This window comes from Pseudarthrobacter sp. RHLT3-21 (genome assembly GCF_059383495.1).
Genome location: NZ_JBWZCI010000065.1, coordinates 1 through 1069 on the forward strand (window position 1 = coordinate 1; position 1069 = coordinate 1069).

Below are 1069 nucleotides of genomic sequence, written 5' to 3' on the forward strand. Positions count from 1 at the left end.
GTGTCAGGCGCAGTGTGGTGATGAATAGGTGGGCCGCGGTGACGAGGGTGGCGTGGTGGTGCCAGCCGAGCCAGGTGCGGCCTTCGAAGTGGTCGAGGCCGAGACCGGTTTTCAGTTCGCGGTAGTCGTGCTCGATGCGCCACCGGATTTTCGCGATCCGGACGAGTTCCTTCAGCGGTGTCGTCTCCGGCAATGTGGAGAGCCAGTAGTCGGTGGGCGCGGGTGCGCCTTTGGGCCATTCGGCAAGCAGCCACTCGGCGGGGAGGGAACCGTCCTCGGCTCGGGGGATGTCCCGGTTGGCTGCCCGGACGCGCAAGGCGATAAACCGGGAGGTCATCGAGGCGAGTTTGTTGTTGGTGGTGGACTTGGTGCCGTGCCGCCAGGTGACCTGATGCAGCTTCCGGCGGCCGGCGTCCATGACGAGGTCTTTCAGTGATGTGGGGGCGTCCAGGTAGCGGCGCTGGCTTGAGCGGGGGCCTTTGCCGGCGTACTCAGCCACGCCGATGGGGGTTTCTTGGAGGTGCGCGGTCGTTGAGTGCTTGACGGCGACCATGTAGGGGATCTGCCGTTCGCTGAGCCCGGACCGGAACGCGGTGATCTCGCCATAGCCGGCGTCCCCGACCATGATCGGAGGCCGGTAGCCCCGGGTGCCGAGTTCGTCGATCATCTCCAACGCCATCGCCCACTTCGTGCGATGGCGTTGGAGATCGGGGATCTGCGCCTTGGCCCGGCGGGCCGCGATCATTTCGGCTTGGGCGTTCGTTTCCGCGCAGGTCTCATCCCAGGCTTCGGGCACGTAGAGCCGCCAGTCCAGCGGGCAGGACGCCTGGTCGGTGGCTGCGTGGATGCTGACAGCGATCTGGCAGTTGCCGATCTTGCCCAGAGTGCCCGAATACTGCCGCGCAACGCACGGCGAGGAGCCGCCGTCCTTCTTGAACCCGGTATCGTCAACCACCCACGCGTCGGGGCCGATCACTTCGACGGCTTTGCGCACCAGGACCCGGCGTACCGGCTCGGGCTTCCACGGTGAGGACGAGACGAACTGCTGCAACTGCTGGTAATCAATCCC

The 1069-nt window shown here is 65.9% G+C and carries 1 protein-coding gene; it reads right to left on the bottom strand.

Going from position 1 to position 1069, the window contains the following annotated elements:
- The coding region (locus AC50YA_RS23095; protein ID WP_494984478.1) for an IS701 family transposase at positions 1–1069 on the bottom strand (1069 nt) is incomplete at both ends.